This window comes from Ureibacillus sp. FSL K6-0165, assembly GCF_038004285.1.
In the GTDB taxonomy this organism is placed as follows: Bacteria; Bacillota; Bacilli; order Bacillales_A; family Planococcaceae; genus Ureibacillus; species Ureibacillus thermosphaericus.
This window is the reverse complement of record NZ_JBBOQS010000001.1, coordinates 1084237-1101823: the sequence shown is the minus strand read 5'-3', so window position 1 is coordinate 1101823 and position 17587 is coordinate 1084237. Positions and strand designations below refer to the sequence as shown.

General features: G+C 34.6%; 14 protein-coding genes and 2 pseudogenes. 3 read left to right on the top strand and 13 right to left on the bottom strand.

The window, feature by feature from the left end:
• Positions 1-177 precede the first annotated feature (177 nt).
• From arr to NST00_RS05415, 4 genes are all read right to left on the bottom strand, one after another.
• Complete coding sequence (gene arr, locus NST00_RS14970) at positions 178-591, bottom strand: NAD(+)--rifampin ADP-ribosyltransferase (protein ID WP_445329568.1); 414 nt, start codon at positions 589-591, stop codon at positions 178-180.
• 1323 nt (positions 592-1914) lie between these two features.
• A protein-coding gene (locus tag NST00_RS05425; protein ID WP_445329555.1) for an IS3 family transposase occupies positions 1915-3050 on the bottom strand; the annotation gives its coding sequence in 2 pieces (ribosomal slippage) (positions 1915-2816 and positions 2816-3050; 1137 coding nt in all).
• A 39-nt stretch (positions 3051-3089) separates the two neighbouring features.
• Entirely contained in the window at positions 3090-3779 is a 690-nt protein-coding gene (locus NST00_RS05420) for a hypothetical protein (RefSeq protein ID WP_340709723.1), read from the bottom strand.
• Between the two features lie 389 nt (positions 3780-4168).
• The gene (locus NST00_RS05415) at positions 4169-6148 is read right to left on the bottom strand and encodes an AAA family ATPase (RefSeq protein ID WP_340709722.1); all 1980 of its coding nucleotides are present in this window, start codon (positions 6146-6148) and stop codon (positions 4169-4171) included.
• Positions 6149-6843: 695 nt separating this feature from the next.
• On the opposite strand from NST00_RS05415, the pseudogene istA reads away from it, so the two are divergent.
• Together istA and istB are read left to right on the top strand one after the other, a co-directional pair.
• Positions 6844-8377: pseudogene (gene istA / locus NST00_RS05410) on the top strand (IS21 family transposase).
• A complete protein-coding gene (istB, locus tag NST00_RS05405) occupies positions 8370-9119 on the top strand; it encodes an IS21-like element helper ATPase IstB (protein ID WP_340709721.1) in 750 nt (249 codons plus the stop codon). Before istA ends, istB begins: the two are co-directional and overlap by 8 nt.
• A 51-nt stretch (positions 9120-9170) precedes the next feature.
• Here istB and NST00_RS05400 read toward each other — a convergent pair whose 3' ends face one another.
• A complete protein-coding gene (locus NST00_RS05400) occupies positions 9171-9437 on the bottom strand; it encodes a hypothetical protein (RefSeq protein ID WP_340709720.1) in 267 nt (88 codons plus the stop codon).
• An 83-nt stretch (positions 9438-9520) separates the two neighbouring features.
• Here NST00_RS05400 and NST00_RS05395 point away from each other — a divergent pair, with 83 nt between their 5' ends.
• The gene (locus tag NST00_RS05395; RefSeq protein ID WP_340709719.1) at positions 9521-9934 is read left to right on the top strand and encodes a hypothetical protein; all 414 of its coding nucleotides are present in this window, start codon (positions 9521-9523) and stop codon (positions 9932-9934) included.
• Between the two features lie 316 nt (positions 9935-10250).
• Here the strand turns inward: NST00_RS05395 and NST00_RS05390 are convergent, their stop codons facing one another.
• The 8 genes and pseudogenes from NST00_RS05390 to NST00_RS05350 form a co-directional block, all read right to left on the bottom strand.
• The gene (locus NST00_RS05390) at positions 10251-10574 is read right to left on the bottom strand and encodes a DUF4064 domain-containing protein (RefSeq protein WP_340709718.1); all 324 of its coding nucleotides are present in this window, start codon (positions 10572-10574) and stop codon (positions 10251-10253) included.
• Positions 10575-11337: 763 nt separating this feature from the next.
• Positions 11338-11481: a hypothetical protein gene (locus NST00_RS05385; protein ID WP_172597784.1), complete on the bottom strand. Its 144-nt coding sequence runs from the start codon at positions 11479-11481 to the stop codon at positions 11338-11340.
• Positions 11482-11957: 476 nt separating this feature from the next.
• On the bottom strand, positions 11958-12893 hold the full coding sequence (locus NST00_RS14965; protein ID WP_445329567.1) for an IS1634 family transposase: 936 nt from the start codon (positions 12891-12893) through the stop codon (positions 11958-11960).
• A gap of 53 nt (positions 12894-12946) precedes the next feature.
• Positions 12947-13243 (bottom strand): transposase, encoded by a 297-nt coding sequence (locus NST00_RS05370; protein WP_339287844.1) that lies wholly within the window; start codon positions 13241-13243, stop codon positions 12947-12949.
• A 146-nt stretch (positions 13244-13389) separates the two neighbouring features.
• Complete coding sequence (locus NST00_RS05365; protein ID WP_339287842.1) at positions 13390-14394, bottom strand: ABC transporter substrate-binding protein; 1005 nt, start codon at positions 14392-14394, stop codon at positions 13390-13392.
• A 45-nt stretch (positions 14395-14439) separates the two neighbouring features.
• Complete coding sequence (locus tag NST00_RS05360; protein WP_096549712.1) at positions 14440-15207, bottom strand: heme ABC transporter ATP-binding protein; 768 nt, start codon at positions 15205-15207, stop codon at positions 14440-14442.
• The gene (locus NST00_RS05355; RefSeq protein WP_445286363.1) at positions 15204-16286 is read right to left on the bottom strand and encodes a FecCD family ABC transporter permease; all 1083 of its coding nucleotides are present in this window, start codon (positions 16284-16286) and stop codon (positions 15204-15206) included. The genes NST00_RS05360 and NST00_RS05355 overlap by 4 nt, the downstream gene beginning before the upstream one ends.
• Before the next feature lie 378 nt (positions 16287-16664).
• Positions 16665-17509: pseudogene (locus NST00_RS05350) on the bottom strand (energy-coupling factor ABC transporter ATP-binding protein).
• Between the last annotated feature and the right edge of the window lie 78 nt (positions 17510-17587).

Here is a 17587-nt window from a genome sequence, read left to right as displayed (position 1 = left end):
CTTCCTAGTTAAGTGAATTAGTTGTACATTTTCTGCAGATACCTTACCTTTCTTAAATTTTTTATTAGGCTCTTCATTAGCCTATAGCCTATTGACTGCAATTATAATAAATATTTAACTTTTCTGTCAAGTTTCAATGTAACATAGGTTATTTAACTATCACACCATTAAATGCATTTAGTTAATAATTTCGCCTTTGTTTTTAGCTGTTTTTTCACGCCATTCTTGTCGTTCAGTAGTTGTCATTTTCGTCCACTCTGTTACTTCACCTATAATTCTTAAAGGTTCCGTCGAGCGATAAGAACGTGTTAAGTTACCAGGGAATTTTTTATCCGTAACATTTGGATCGTTTTCAAATTCACCTGTTGGTTCTATTATATAAATGCGTTCCCTTCCTTCTCTTTTTGCTAATGTTGCTGCTAGTCCAGCAACATTAATATTAGCAGTGAAATAAACGTGGTTCATTTTAATTTCGGGATTGAAATTTGAAATTCCACCTGCTGTCAGTAGATTACCAAATTTCAAATCTGCCTTTGTCCCATGATAAAATGGACCTTCATCAGCAGGTGCAGCCTTAGCTGAATTGGACAATTCATAATTTCTTTTTGCATTCTCGGAATCACCCAACTTCTCATAACATTTGGCAATGTGTAAATATAACGTTGGGTATGCACTTTTAACATTATCATCATTGATCTTTAGGGCACACTGTAGAGAAGTCTCCATCCATTTTAATTTGTCTGTTACACTCTTTTGTATACGGGCTATATGATAAGATGCAATAAATCTTTCATAGTCATCTGATGCTTCGTGCCATGCTTTATGAAACATCGTGATTGCATCCTCACCGTTTCCACTTTCCTCCAATTCCATTCCACTTATACAGAGTTTATTAATAGGATTATTTGGATCAAATATTTTATTCATTTCATCTTTCCTCCAAATAGTTATGATGAGTAAATACAGAAGCTAACTTCTCAAAACCTTCTCCATTGGCTTGCAGTTAGCTAATTCTTCAATTAATTGAGCTGACCAAATTATTAGTATGGCAAATTCCCCCGAAGAAATACCAATAATGTACTATCGAAGTATAGCAGTCGAAATTCAGAATAAACAGTCTATTTCTGCAATTTTATAGATGTTATAATTAAATTTGGAGTGGTATATTTGGATCTTTGGACCAGCTGACGACTTGTATTATCCTCGATCCTACCTAATTAAGGGCAAAAAAATACCATCAATATGGTCCATGGACACACATTGATGGTATAAGCCGAGTTGAATATAAATATGAAATTATCATCTTAGGCATCAGAGACTTCCAATTACGGCTACAAATGCATATAGAGCAGCGGATACGGTTTCTCTAGTTCATCAAGTTCGGTTCTTTTATATACTTTAAACCCCATACGCTATTGCCTCTGGATTTCTATATAATAATGAAAATATTTATGAAAAAACTTTTAATCAAAAATATACTCTTCTTACTAAATTAAAATGTTTTATTTATGACAAATCTTCCACTTATATATTAAATTTAACTTTTGTTGTTTATCTTCTGATGATAAGAATTATCATGAGAAGAATCGAATTCAACAATTCTTCAATGACAGTAAAAGTCAAAAAGAACGGCATTATATCGCGTGCTTTCTAAACATCTAAGAGTTAAGTTAATCTTTACCTTAATAAATCCCCGTCTTCTTTTCAAAATTTAAATTTTTGGATCTACGTCAAGTTTTTGGACACAAAAAGATTAAGTTTTTTTGCACAACAACCATTCATGGATTGTTCCACGTCCCAAGTAGATTGTCAAAGTGAAGAGATCCTTTGACAATCTACTTGGGACGTGGAGAAATAAACCCATGGCTGTTGTGCCAAAAAATGTGAAGGGGGAAGTGTTCTGTACCCCATGTTTTACACTGCTATTCGGCATATTTTTTCGTATTCATCCGGTGTCAAATAACCAATGCTTCCATGAATTCGTTTGCGATTATACCAACCTTCGATGAATTGAAATAACGCAATTCTCGCTGTCTCAAAGCTTTCGTATTTGGTTAGATACACTTCTTCTTTTTTCAATATGGCATGAAAAGATTCAATACAAGCGTTATCATATGGACATCCTTTTCGACTAAATGACGGAACTATTTCATGTTTTTTTAGTAGTTTTTGAAAGGCTTCACTTGTATATTGTGTGCCTAAATCTGTATGCACGATAAGACCAGGATCGGGCTTTTGATCTTGAATCGCATTCTGAAGTGCTTCCAGCACAATTTCTGTTGTCATGGTACGAGAGAATTTATATCCGAGCACTTTTTTTGTATGTAAATCAAGAACGGACGCTAGATAACACCAACCATCACGAAGCGTATGGACATATGTAATATCAGCTACCCATTTTTCGTTGATTGTTGTTGTAGTGAAATCTTGATTTAATACATTTTCTCGTTCTTCTACGGGCTTTTGTGTTGGTGTTGGGCGGAATTTTTTTACAATACATGATTGGATGCCTGCTTGTTTCATCAAACGTTGAACTCGATTGATACTGCCTGTATAGCCTTCTTTTTTTAGTATTTCAAAGATTTTAGGGGCCCCATAACGACCCTTACTTTCTTTATGGATTGCTCGAATTCGTTCAAGCAGTTGTTCGTTGGCGACATGATAGCTATTCGGCTTCTTGTGAAACGATTGATAATACGTACTTTTAGGCATCTTTAAAACACGACACATCATTTGGATTGGATGATGTTCGCTTTCTTTTGTAATCAAGTCAATCAGTTCTTGCTCATCTATTTTCTCGCGAATATGGTCATAGCCTTTTTTAAGATTTCGATCTCCTGTTTTAATCGAAGATTTTCCTTTTGAATGGCTTCTATATCAGCCAAAGTTAATTCCTGTTCACATTCAATTGGAGAGAGTTGCTTAATCCATTTATAAATCGTTACTTCTGAAACACCATATTCGCTAGAGAGTTGACTGACTGGAGTGCCTGAGCGATAAAGCTCAACTACTGTTTGTTTAAATTCTTGATTATAGCGCTTTTGACTCATGATTCGGACACAACCTTTCGTTAGTTTAATATTAATGACTTAACCAAGTTGTGTCCATAAATCTATACTACATCTATTTTTTATTGTAAAGTCTTCCAGCATATTTGCTAATTCATTTAACTTTCTAGCCTCTCTATCAAATAAGTCTAACAATATTAATTTCATTAAAAAACTAAAAATAGCTAATAATACTATAATCATTAGTATTGAAATAAAGAGAATTACAACATTAATAACGCTATCTACTTCTTTAAATAACCATTGTAGAAAGTAATTCCATAATGGCAAGAATAATCCTATTCCTAATCCCCTCACAAAAAGACCCGAAAATTTCCTCGTTTCAGCCTCTCTTCTTAATATATCTATTAATTTTTCAAGTTGTTCTTTCGTATCTATTTTTTTCAAAATATATTGTTCTAACTTCTCACTTCTTTTCTTTTGTAATTTATATCCTCCCCAAAAAAATCCTTGATCTTTTTTAGGTATCTTATGTATTTTTTCAACTAACTTTTTGTTATAACTATTTAATAAGCACCCTTCAAGAATTAATAATATGATTACTAACAAAATGAGTTTTGTATTTTGTATAATTGTACTTATAATTAAAGCGGTAATAAGTAAAATAAAAAATATTATAAATAAAACAAGAACAATCCTATTCATGTTTTTATAAACCATATTCCAAACACCAAGGTCCTTTTTATAAAAATTAATAATATCCTCTTTCAAATTCTTCCTCCCCCTCATTATTGAAATGACCTTATTCCAAAATAACAAACATAGTAACAACTGATTTTAGAATTCCTTATAACCTGTCTTCACTAGTAACGTTGTGATTATTTTGTAATGAATAAATAACATCCTTTTATAATTAAGGATGTTATTTATTAGTTTCCACAATAATTCAATCGTTTTCAGTTTTTTATTTATTAATTTCTTTACTATTAAGAATTTAATTACTCGTATCGACGCATTTCTTTACCTTGTAGATTATACTTTTTTCACAATTTGGATTTAGAACGAGAAACTTAAATTGCCTACAATATATAGAATAAATTTCTTGTTTATTCTGGTAAAACAGTAAATAGAAAAGTCAATAATTTAATCATTTATCAGCCCTAAAAAACACATTCTTCTAACCACTTTAACGCATATGTAACTAATGAGTATTCTTCTTCATTTATATTTTTTGCATGAGCATCAACTCTATATGCATTTACTATCTCCATGTTTAAATTGAATTTTGCCTTATCCACAAATATCTTTGAAAAATCTTCCCAATTCTTATCAATTAACACTTTTAATTCAGGAAAATAATATTCTTTTTCCATCAATTGAGTTAGAGGTATTCCATCAAATTTTAATCGATCAACAGATTTTTTTACTTTCAATATCCGTTCTCTTGCTTCAATATTCCCGTATTTAGATCTGAAAACATCCAAGATTAAATCTCTTAACTTAGTTTCCAACTTATTACGTCTTTTACTAATAATCGTTCTTTTTTCTTCAATAGTATTAGCAATTTCAATATCCGATGTATTTTTTAAATATAATTTCAGAGCTTCTATTGTAATAAAGTACATTTCTTTATGTTTTTTTAAGATTCCATATCCTAATAAGTGTTGAATTGTTGTATAATCTGATCTACCTAATTTTTTTAGAAACTCTTCATTTCCATGTACAGCTAATATCTCTAACAATTTATATTCATTAGGATAAGAATATTTTAAAACTTGAATAATTTGTTCTATATACTTTGTTATTGCAAAATCATAGTTTACTTTTTCTTTTTCATAGTCATATCTTATTACGTTTTGAGGTCTGTCCAATGGAATTGATTTATTAATCAAACTACAGATATGTCTAATTAAAAATGGATGCCCCCCATAATCCTCTACGAGTTTTGTGTAAATTTCTTCTTCAAAAATTAGACCCATATACTTACCTATGCTACCAACCATATTTTTTACATCTTCGATATCAAAAAGTTCTAAGTATATTGGATCGATCATTGAAAAAATAGGATTATCAATACCCTGTACCGATACTACTTCTACACAGTGCGGGTTTACTCCAGCAACCAAAAAGGACAATTTGTCTTGATACTCTTGACAAAAAGCACGTATAGTTTGCCAAAAGTAAATAAAATCCATTCCATTTTTCCAATGTAGAGAACTAGAAGTATCTACACAAATCATTTCTATTTCGTCAAAAATGAGTAATATTCTTTGTTCATTTAATTCTTTATAAATTTGACATAACAATCTTTCAAAACTTTTTGCGGCATTTTTTTCATCAAAAAAAAATGTTGATTTATTTATTCTCAAACTATAATTTTCAATAAGTTTTTCTATTATACTTTCTAATAATTCATACCATCTTAATGAATGAACTGATGGATTTTGACAATCGATAAATACATACTTTCCATTTTTAGAATCCAAAGTTCTCATTAAAGCATATAAAACTGATGTCTTTCCTATTTTCCTTAAGCCAAATAGTCCTCCCTGTTCCCCACTAATATATTTAGAATAAAACTCTTGTACTATTTTTTTTCGACCAAAAAAATAGCTGTCATTTTTAATTGGGGATTCAATTGCAAATAAATCTCTGCTATAAAAATAATTTCTTAATTTATTTTCGATGGTTTGTTTAGTAATTGTACCTTTTTCAAACTCGGTATATGTAAATGGAACGATTAATTTAGAATCCTTATTTTCATTATTCAATGCAGCTATTTTATTTGTAATGTATTGATCATTACTAACTAAGAAAATACATACTTTGTCTAGTCTGTTATCATAGTCAACAAGGGTCTTATCTACAAAGTCTAATGCTCTTCTATCAAAATCTTGAAATGGAGAAAATAATAACAAAATTTCATTATACATATTAAATTTTTCTCTATACTCATCGCCAGGTTGAAGAAACACAAAGTTATAATCTGTATTTTTAAACTTCTCAATTCTTGAAAATGTAACCCCGAAATATTCAGATAGTTTAAAAACTATTCTTTTTTCCCTAAATGTTCCCTTTATCTTAAGGCCTTTTTTTATCCCTTTTACTACACGCCCATATACAATTTCTCTAGTAGCCATAAACCCACCTCCATTATCTGTAATTTTATATCAAAAATACCAATAATGTATACAACAAATTTTTTAAAATACACATACCTATATAGGAAAAGTGCGACACAAGTTCTGCTTAAAACTAAACATTTCAAGCTGATTTAAATATAAAAATATAAATAAAGAATTTAATTGCTTTTTTCACAATTGTAAAAAGGCGATTGATAATCGCTTTTTTATATTTTCAAAAGATTTTCAAGGATTTTTAAAAGTTAAATAGAGGGGGCTTGAAAGATGCAAATAGAAAATCTAGTAAGATTCATGAAGTTCAAGAAAGCAATGTATTGGATATTTATGTAGTTTATTCTCGACTATATAATGAAAAAGTTTATGAATATTTATTTAATAATTAACTATTTTAATGTTACCAGAGATGCAATTGCTTGTTTCATACCTAATCCATGTTCATTTAATGTTTTTCCTCCTGAAAAACCCGCATGTGATATTGCAATACCTAATTTCTCTATAGGAATTCCATGTCCATTATCTTTAATTTTTATTTATTAAATGGGATTCCGCAGGATTTTTAGCTAATTGTAAACGATAAAATAAAATCAACAGATTCCGCTCATTTGGATTGAACACTTTTTCACTATCAAATACACTTCTAATAAACTAGTTTATTAAGTTTATTGGAGGTTGTACTAGTGGAGGAGAAGCTTGTGTTATATATTGAAATCCATCAATTACGTACTAAAAGATTGCGAATTTCACAAATCGCAAGGAAATTGAAAATCTCACGTAATACAGTTTATAAGTATTTAAATATGACATTTGAAGAAGCGGTGGAGGAGTTTGGCACGATTGAGCGAAAGAAAAAGTTAGATCCCTATCGGGATTGGATTGTGACATGGTTACAAGAAAATCCAAGCATGAGTGGAGCACAAATTTTGGACTGGCTTCAAGAAAAGTTTCCTGACTTACAAGTTGGAGAAAGTACAGTTCGTCGGTATGTCAAAGAGATGAGAGAAATTTATCAAATTGAAAAAACGGATGAACCCCGAGAACATGAAGCTGTTGATGAATTACCACCAGGAAAACAAATGCAAGTAGACTGGGGACAAACCATTCAGAAAACAATAGATAATAAGGACATCAAACTTTATTTTATTGCCTTTGTATTATCTCACTCTCGACAAAAGTATATGGAATGGCAAGACCGCCCCTTTACAACCAAAGACACCATTCGTTGTCACGAAAATGCCTTTAGATATTTTGGGGGAATGACTGAAGAAATTGTTTATGATCAAGACAATCTTATTGCGGTAAGCGAAAATGCTGGAGATCTTATCTTAACAAAGAAATTTCAGGCATATGTGAACGAACGTAAATTTCAGATTTACCTATGTCGAAAAGCAGATCCCCAATCGAAAGGAAAAATTGAGAACGTTGTGAAATATATCAAGTATAATTTCGCAGCACATCGTATCTTCTCAACAATCGGAGATTGGAATGAAAAAGCCTGGAATTGGCTAGAACGTACTGGGAACTATAAAGTGCATCAAACAATAAAAAAGAGACCTTACGAAGTGTATCAACTGGAAAAGAAACACTTACGAAAGATCTCCTCACCGCTTTCTTTAACAGAAAGCAACCCTATTGAAATTATAACAAGGAATGTGAATAAGGACAACACGATTCGTTACAAATCGAATCGCTATTCAGTACCTATCTATCGGCACATATACGAAATGCCCTACAGTGAATCTGCAAATCAATAATGAAAAATTAATCATCATAGAACCTACAACTGGTGAAATACTTGCCAAGCACACGATAAGTTTAGAAAAAGGAAAGCTAATTAAAAATACGAATCATGCACGAGATCATACAGAATCGCTTGATATGCTTAAACAAAGAGTGCTTCATTTATTTCCTACTGGAGAAGCATCGAGACAATATATTGATGAAATCTGCCAGAGATATAAGCGCTATCGCCGTGATCAATTACTCATTTTACAAAGGGTTGCCGAAAATGATCCTCATTGGATTCCAATGGCGTTAGAGAAATGTATCCGTGAAAAACTGTATAGTGCAAATGCTTTTCAAGATGTCGTAAATTACTTAAAGCTACAAGAATCTAATCCCATTCTTGAAATACAGGTCAATTCTACTAAACTTGTTTCTTCGATAGCTGTAGAAACAAGGGATTTCAATACATACATTCAAAGAATGGGAGGAAAAACAAATGAATAAAAGTGTTCCAGAAATTCAACAAGCCTTTAAACAATTGAGATTATCCGAAACAGCGGAGGAGCTCCCAGAGCTCCTTCGGAAAGCAGAGCAATCATCTTGGACATATTTAGAGTTCTTAGAACAGATAACTACGTATGAACTAAAAAGACGTGAGGAGAAAAGTATTGAAAGACGAATGAATTGGGCTCGTTTCCCGTTCTATAAACCTTTAAGTATGTTTAATATAGATGAGCAAACAGCCATTACAGAGCGGCAATTAAGGCAATTACGTGAATTTCAATGGTTAGAACAAGCATACAACTTAATATTACTTGGACCACCTGGAGCGGGAAAATCTTTATTATCCGTTGGCCTTGGAATTGAAGCGATTCAAAAAGGCTTTCAAGTGTATTTTGTGACCATGGGGGAATTAATTCAGCTATTAAAAACAGAAGAATATGTCAATAAGTCAAAAACTAAGTTAAAGAGACTGCGTGCATCAGATCTTGTGATAATTGATGATGTCATGTATATGGCAATGGATCAACGAGAAGGCACATTGTTCTTCCAGCTTATTCATCAATTATATGAACGAAGTTCGTTAATTTTAACATCCAATCGAAGCCCAGAACAATGGATAGAACTCGTAGATAATCCAGGGATGATGACTGCAATACTTGACCGTCTGTTACATCGAGTTGAAGTGATTCATATGAACAACGAAAGTTACCGATTAAAACATCAAGAAACAATTTTTTCTTAGCAAAAAGTGTTCATCCGAAATGAGCAAAAATTGTTCATTTGGGGTTGACGTTTACAATTTCATTCGTCTATCAAATTCTTTTGCTTCTTCTTTTGTAAATCCATAAGAAAAGCGTTCTTCTTTGTTTTCATCATTTAAAATTGATAATACATGATTTCTATTTATATCAAATCCAAGGGTTTTCCTTAATTTAATGTTTTTCTCCAATTCCATTTGAGTCGGATTTCTATTAATCTCGGAAGCCATTACAAAAGATGTACTAGTGAAAAAAAGAAAAAAAGTAACAAAAAATACTAGTAAATGATTAATTAATCTCATCTCAAATACCTCCCTTTTTTTACCTAAATGGTATAATATTGGTATATAGAAATCAACAAAAAATTTGAAAATAGGGTGATTAAATGAAAAAAAAATTTTATTTAATTATCATTATATTTTTTATTTTATTTTCTAGTAAGCTTCTTCATAAGGAATATGTATATTTAGGTGAAGAGAATGGGGTTTTAGTTGAAGTAAAAATTAATAATTATTTACTATTTATCACCACATTTCAAACAAGAATTTATAATCAAACCGATGATGAAATTAGGGTGGCTAAGCCTATCACAAAATTATATATTAGTTCTGGAATTAACGTACCGAGCGGAATCCAAAATGATGTAATTAGATATGTGACAGTGAAACCAAATAGTAAAATAAATGGAAAAATCCATTTGAAGCTGATTTATCCGGAAAATAGACATTTTGCAACAAGTGTTAGTTATCAAATAAATAGTGAAGGATATACAATTCATATTGCTGATAAAATAAAATAATCAAGTGATGGAACTTTTCAGACACACCTTTCAAAAAGAAAGATCTTGGAGGAAGTGAAACATAAGAAAAGCATCTACCCGATTACAATGTAGATGCCTATTTTTTATTACGTCAAATAAAAATATTAATTACTATTCTTAATAAACGTTGCTACTATAATCTAATAATAGAATAATGCCATTTGCACATCCGAAAATAAAGTTCATTTTTCTATCGTTATTTAAGTTTAATTTAAAAGTTTCCACTGTTGTTGGATATCCTTTTCCTAACAATATCTTTTCGAATATGGCCTTTAAAACGAAATAGCGCTTCCCTTTATTCTTCAAGGAAAGAGCCATTTTCATCAACTTTTATTATTGGTTCATCTTGATTTGGTTGGCGGACTAAACACACAGTACCAGCGATTAATAATAAAATACCTTGAATCGAAATAAATCCGGAAATCACACCAGAAATAATAAAGAGAATTCCAGCCAGTTTGCTGTTACTCTTTAATTTAACGAGGGCAATAATCGTAAGAACAATTGCAATAATTGTTAGTATCCCAATAAACCAACTGAATCCACTAAACCATGCCAAGAAATCATTTGCAAACTGAGGATAGATCCGCTTCAGTAAAACCGGTTGAATATAACGCATCTTCTAATTCTCTTTCAAACATTGGATTATCTGCAATCCCATTTAAAAAAATAACATAAAAAAAATCGGAACTGCCGATAAAATGTTAATTATCAGCCCGATAATCCCTAATAATTTTTCTACAGTTCTATTCATATTTATTCCTCCATTAATATACTGATTGAAAAGGTATGGTGCAGTTGATTGAATTGTAGTCAAGTTTTGTCATTTCTTTATTAATATGACGTATTCAGTATAGGTAACAATTATGAAGAGAAAGGAAGAGAGGATCTGAAGATTTTCTTAGGAATTTTTTAAGGCAAGATAAGGAATCTCATTTTGCCTTATTTTTTTACTTTAAAATCATCTGAAATACACACTCAACGTGATGCATTTCTTTTTCAAAAATCATTTCCATCATTAGTGGGAGAAAGATGTAAAAATTTAAACCAGTACTTTCTTAAACATCACCTCTTATTTATATCTATTTATTGATAATGTTACATTATTTAGGATTAAATGTAAAAAATTTGATTATCTTCTTCTATAATTAGTTTTTTATTTACGGAATTATTATAATAATCGGTTTTGTAATTCCAGACTGTGACAGATCGCTTCTTTTGGGAAACCTTTATTTTCCGACGGAGCATTGTATGCCAATGACATGATGACAGAACAAGAACACGGCTGGTACATAACTGGCTTCAAGAATCGAGTAGGAGGGAGCGATTAACTCCCGTCCTCTCACACCACCGTACGTACGGTTCCGTATACGGCGGTTCAATTAAGATAATTGACGCAAGTTTTCATAACTTCCGTGAATAGCTGTTCTCTTTATGCCAGTGGTCACTCCACCCTCCAAGAGGTCTCCCACGGGATTCACCGCTTCCTTCCTCAAGTGAGGTACTACGTTTTCTGTGTTCATCATGACTCACTGAATGCCAAGGGCTATTCTCTCTTAATTGTTCGGTCCTTCTTAGTAGTTCTAAACCAACTAATACTATGACCTCTGCTGACTTCTGACGGTTCAGCTACTTATCACTAAGTAGGTTATGAAGCGTACTTCACATATCCGCCAGACCTCCCCGGGTAAGAATGTAATCTTTCCTTCCATCTATCTGCTTCATTTACTCTGTACCACCTTTGGCAGAAAGGACTTTGTTTTGTTTAGCAAACTCATCCAATGATACCTAGCCTTATATGAAGTTCGTGTTCCTCAGACCGGAAGTTTGCCGCTCGCTTCCTTCAGATTCCGCGTCACCACGGACACCCTTGCGTTAAGCTAACTGTTACTTCTGCCTTCACAGTTCGGGACTTACACCCTATAGATTACACCCATGCCAGGCGCACACACAACAAGCGATGGCAATCCTTTTTTACCATCGCTCATCGTTCCTTATGAGATTAGACGTAAATGCTTTCGTCCATTCCCAACTCTTGCAGAATCCTTCGCTGCTCGTAGGTGAGCGGTTTACCTAACGCGCGTTGGATTTGCCCATCCGGCAGTTCCAACAGGACGACTTTCACATACCAGAACAACTGAAAAATCGCCTGCCCGGTCGGACGGGTCAGCTTGCGGCCTCCTGCGCCCTTTAACGGGCGCTCCGGCGTAATAAACTGACGCACCCGGCGCTGGAAGACGCGGTAAATGGCCAATGCGAGGAGAAACAAATAGCCCAACACCGCCACTCGTTCCGGTTTTTTCACGTAAATCTCGTCCGTAAAGAACGGATCTTTCAGGAAGGAGAAGTTCATTTCCACCGAGATCTGCCCTTTATACAGCTTCAAGATTTCTTTCTCGTCCATTCGTCGGTCCTTCCATTCCTCCGGCACCGTCGTGACGAGAACAAACCGGGAGGCTTTCCGTCTCGCCTGTTCCCACGCGTCTTGGTCGAATTCCAGATCTTTAATGGCGGACAAATAGAGCTTTTGCCCATTAAAAATTAAATAAGTAATATCTGTAACCCACTTCTCGTTTGGCTTTGACGCGTGGAAATCTCGGTTTAGATGGTTGTCCGAAATCACATAAGGCTCTTTCTTTCCGTAATAAGGCCGTTTCTTCCGAATCACCGCCTGCATTCCCATCTCCCTCATCAGCCTTTGTACTCGTTTATGGTTGATATCCAGTTGGTATTTCCGTTTCAGCCAAACTTGAACTCTCCGATACCCATAGATTCCTTTCACTTCTTCATGGCACTCTTTGATTTTTTCCTTTAGCTGCTCGTCTTCCAAGTGCTTCTGAGAAGGGTGTTCCTGTCGTTTTACCCATTTGTAATATCCGCTTCGAGACACGCCTGCAATCTCACATAATTGTTGAATAGAACCATAACACCCGGCCATTTCTTGAATGATCGCGAACTTCTTGTGGGCTGGTACTGCTTCCATTCCCCCTTTCACCTCTTTAAGAGCTTTTTTAGCATCTCTACTTCCGCCTCAAGACGCTTGATTTTCGTTTCAGGATCTTCCAGACGAGTTCTCGGTCTTCCTTTATTTGGTCCTTTCGCTTTACCACATTTTTCCTCCAGACCTTGTATTCCTTCCTTTTCATAGCGTTTCACCCATCGATGTACCATGGAATGACTAATCCCCAATTCTTTCACCACCGTTTTGTATCCCATGCCCTCTTTCAAATATAAATCCACAGCTTTCTTTTTAAACTTTGCATCATATGTTTTTCGTATTTTCCCCATAGAAAAATCCCCTCCATAGTAGACAGATTAATTGGCTTTCTTTTTTCTGTCTATTATAAGGGGATCATATCAAAAAAGCTTAGCCTTCTTACAACATCATATCATTTCATGAAACATAGATAGGTTTGTGCCTTATTATTCCATTGTTATTTCCTGAATTTTTCTGGATATAGCCCTTCAGCTAGTGTCTTTAATGCAATTGGAGCACGAATTCCTTCTGCTGCTGCTGAAAGAGGAAGAATAATAAATCGCTTGTTTTTAATAGCAGTAACATCAGCAAGTTCCTTTTTAGAAAGCAATAAATCTTGTTTCTGTTTGACTGTTGTATCTCCATAGTCAATGATGACAATTACATCTGGATTACGGTTTACAACTTCTTCCCAGCTGACGTCGGCCCATCCTTTTTGAATATCATCAAAGATATTTTTAGCGCCTGCTATTTTGATTAAATGAGTTAAATAGTTGTTAGCTGCTGTGAACGGTTTATCAACTCCACTATCATACACAAACACCTTCAGCGGTTTTTCAACTGTTCCAATTTGCTTTGTTATTTCTTCTATGTCTTTTTTCATTTGATTTATCACTTCATTTGCTTTTGCTTCCACTTGAAAAATACGTCCGATATTTTCGATATCTTTGTACACATCTTCTAATGTTGGTGCTACCTTATTTGAAGATTCTTGAATATACGTTTTAATGCCTAACTCTTCGAGCTCTTCAACTGTTCCTAACGTTTTCTCTGTAAAAGCACTTTTCCAACCTGCATACGCAAAATCTGGTTCTTTTGCTAAAAAGACTTCCTTTGATGGGTACTGCTTTGAGAGCACAGGAATTTTTTCATAAGCATCCTTGAACTTTGGTAAAATTTGATCATCCAAGTAAGCTGTTCCAACCATCGAATCTTGCAATCCTAATGCAAGCATAATTTCTGTTGCATGTTGATTTAATGTGATCGCTCGTTTTGGAGGTTCTGTAAACTTAACAGTACGCCCCATGTTATTGATCACTACTTCACTGTATTCACTGTTGTCTTTTTGTTGCTTTTCTTCTTTGGCAACAGATTCATTTGAGCTGTTACAAGCTGCCAACATCATCATTACAAGTAAACAAATACTTAGCCAAAACATGTGGTTGTTTTTCTTTTTCTCCATAATTTTCCTCTTCTTTCCAAATTTATATATGTTTCATTGCCATGTTTAAACGTGTGTTAAAAAAGTGATATAAGGTTTTTTAGTTAAAGGATGAATAATGATTTCTGTTTCTACTCCAAATACCTCTCTGATTCGATCTTTTGTTAGCACGCTTTCTGGTGTGCCAGACATAACAACTTGTCCATTTTGTATTACATATAAATAATCACAATAATTGGATGCAAGGTTTAAATCATGCAATGCCGCTAAAACAGTGACATTAAGTTTTTTTACAAGGTCCATTAATTGAAGTTGATGACGGATGTCAAGGTGGTTTGTCGGTTCATCTAAAATGATAAGTTTCGCCTGCTGAGCAAGCGCCCTTGCGATCAAAACTCGTTGTTTCTCACCCCCTGATAAACTCATAAAACTTCGCTCCTCATATCCTTGCATTCCAACACGCTCCAAAGCTTCGTTGACAATGCGAAGGTCCTCATCTGTATCCGATTGAAATAACCGCTTATGTGGATTACGCCCCATTAAAACGATTTCTTGAACAGAAAAATCAAATGTTAAGGATGTTTCTTGACTAACCACCGCTATTTCTTGAGCTGCTTTTTTAGGTGACAGTTCATATAAATGTTGACCATCTAATCGAACGGCACCAGCATTTGGTTTCAAAATACGTGAGGCGATTTTTAAAAGTGTTGATTTTCCACTGCCATTTGGACCAATTATGCCAACAAACTGTCCATCCTTTATATGAATGGAAATATCCTGAATAATTGATGTTTCCATAATGGTACAGGATACATGTTCAATGGCTAGTTTCATTTACTGTCACCTCCAAATGAATACGTACTGCGACGTAAAAGCCAAATGAAAAAAGGGCCACCAAAAAGCGCTGTCACTACACCAATAGGAAGCTCTTGAGGGGCAAGTACCAAGCGGGCAAATACATCAGACCAAATAACGACAATCATTCCAATTAATATACTCGTAGGAAGCACTCGTTTATGGTCAGATCCGACTAGCAAACGTGAAAGATGTGGAACAACTAAACCAATAAAACCAATTGAACCACTGACTGCTACAACTGTTCCTGTGATAAGCGATGTGATTATGATGAGTCCTTTACGAAGCGTATCGATATTGACTCCAAGTGTTGCTGCAACGTCTTCTCCCATTAATAAAATATTTAAAGAGCGATATTGAAATAATAGATATACTAAGCCAACTATCACCACAACACTTGGAATAGTTAAGTACTCCCATTTAGCTCCAGCTAAACTACCCATAATCCAAAACGTTGCTTCACGAATGCCCGATTCTTTTGGTGCGAGCGTCACAATAAAATTTGTTAAAGCTGACATGATGAAAGAAACAGCAACCCCAGCTAACAGAAGGCGTGTTGTCTGAATTCTTCCTCCAACTTGAGCTAACAAATAAACAGCCACCAACGCTAACATTGCACCGAAAAAAGCTCCAAGCGACAAGGCATACTGACCGAAAAATGGTAGTGCGCCAAATAGAATTACAAGTGTTGCTGCAACAGAGGAACCAGAAGAAATGCCAAGTATGTACGGATCAGCGAGTGAATTACGTACTAATGCTTGAATGACTACTCCTACAACGGAAAGTCCAGCTCCTACAACAGCTCCAAGTAAGACACGAGGTAATCGAATATCCCAAATAATTCGTTCTTGTGCTTTGCTCCAATTTACTTCAATGTGATCACCCAAAAAAGAAAAATGTGATAGAGCAATTTTCCATACTGTGAAGGGAGACATTTTGACCGGACCAAGTGTAACAGCAAATGTAATGGACAATAAAAGCGCACAAAAAAGAAACAAAAAAATCAAACGAAACCCTCGTTTATGGTGGTAATCTGAAAATGGAACTTGTGGAACAATTTTTTCTTTTTTCTTTAAATGATCCTGAAGCAAACGAATCAAACCTCCCTATCTGTAATCCTCTTAAACATAGAGTACCTTCATACACATAAAAAATCCTCATTCCTATGGATAAGAACAACGAGATCGTACAATACAAAATAAGATAAGAATCATCTTTTCATCTCTCGTACACCCCTCCTTCCCAAATATTATAAATATTTCCCAGCAACATACTCTTACAAAAAGGGGCAAAGCCCCTTTACTTATGACTTTTAAAACCGTTTTCTTTTAGACTCACGCTATACATGTAACAATCACATGGTAAAGTCATTTAATACCGATGATTCTTTCTGTTTCTGCAAGTCTTTTCTTGTTATAAATGAAAAAAATTAAACACTATATCACTTTTTCACTAATACGGAGGTTTGTGCGCTCAACCATTCTCATCCATTGTTTCATTTCTTCCACATTTCGCGGGATGCGCGTATCGTGTGGAAACAATATTTTCCATACAAAAGCAAGCAGCGGAACACCAAGACGCCATTTTTGCAATTGATGCTGCCTTGCAAATACGTCTTGCGGTGATCCTTGCATGACAATTTGTCCGTCATGCATGACAAACACGATATCTGCCCACTCTAAGACAAAATCAAAATCATGAGTAGCGATCAAAACTGTCGTGCCAGCTCGATGAATATCGTTGTTCTTCTCGACAAACCTCTCGATTTGCAGGCAATCTAAATATGCCGTCGGCTCATCGAGCACTAATAATTTCGGATTCATCACCATTATGGCGGCAAGCGTCAGCCATTTTTTTGACCGAGACTTAAATGATGAACGGGCTTGTCCAACCATGAACGTAATCCAAACTCGTCCAGCGCTTTTTCAATGAGCTAGTCCATCTCATGTTTTTTCATTCCTAAATGGTGCAGGCCAAACGCCAGCTCATCACGTACCAACGGCGCCACAAGCTGGTGTGCCGGATTTTGAAAAACGATGCCGACCTCTTTCCGCCATTTTTGCAATGTTTGACGCCGATAATCCATCTTCTCTCCATTCCAATAGATGTCTCCGGAGTCGGACCGCAACAGCCCGTTCGCATGTAAAAATAACGTTGTCTTGCCGCATCCGTTATGACCGATAAGTGCGCATTTTTTTCCAGTGGGAACATGAAGACTTAATCCTTTTAACACGCATGGTCCGTTCGGATACGTATAATATACTTCGTCCATTTTCAGCATTGCCTGCTGCCCTCCTATCATCCAAGCCGTAGAAGCAAACATATGCCGATGGCTGCTTCCCACAGATAACGTTTATTT